This is a genomic window from Oleiphilus sp. HI0132, assembly GCF_001635845.1.
This window is the reverse complement of sequence record NZ_LWGJ01000344.1, coordinates 1-795: the sequence shown is the minus strand read 5'-3', so window position 1 is coordinate 795 and position 795 is coordinate 1. Positions and strand designations below refer to the sequence as shown.

Genomic DNA, 795 nt, shown 5'->3' with positions numbered 1-795 from the left:
CCTTCGATGGTGACCCTATATTCGAAACAGGTGACGGCGGCTCTTCTTGCTGCTAACTTGAGCTAGCGCTCTATCTGAAGAGCTAAGCTATAACTATCCGCTTAGCTCTTCACCTCCTCTTCAACGCTCTAATATCTAGACCATTTTCGATCATATACTCTTGCATATCTTTCGCGTACATAATCCACCCTTTCGGGCTTAAATGAATTTCATCATCCCAATATTTTGCTGCTGACAAGTCTACTCCCCGACCAAAAGCATCATAACTTAGCGTATTCTGATATTGCCCCATTGCGCCTATAATTGTTTCAGAAAGCTGCGCATGCAGATAGCGAATCGCCCGCCTCCTTATACAGTTATCTATATTAGAAGTAAGCATAGGTGGATAAGCTTTCGCATCAAATGCTGTTTTTATCCAAGGCCCGGCCTTTAGGAATGCCAACTTGAAGCCTCGCTGGCGTTGATCTGGCGACGCATAACAATGCGCAAGGACAGGCACGCTAGGTAGATATCGGTCTCGGTCTCTCAATACCTTATGATAATCATCTCTGATGTTTTGAAGTAAGCGCTCTTTCCCTGAATTAAAGCACTCTGAAGGCGATTGATTTTTATCATCATAATCTTTAAGGATAAACTTTAAGCCAGCGAATAAATCATTCCCGCCCATACTTAGACAATATACATCGAGTCTAACTCGATTGTATTTAGCATAGCGAAATACACTGGATTCACGCGAAACCTGCTTTGCCGTAGCCATTGAGACGCTACTATCCCACCAGTTTGCGCCAGTAGGAA

1 protein-coding gene is annotated in these 795 nt (G+C 43.6%); it reads right to left on the bottom strand.

The features are described 5' to 3' along the window. Positions 1-109 precede the first annotated feature (109 nt). Positions 110-795 (bottom strand): hypothetical protein (locus A3766_RS30345; protein ID WP_197479310.1); only part of this gene is annotated, 686 nt, incomplete at its 5' end.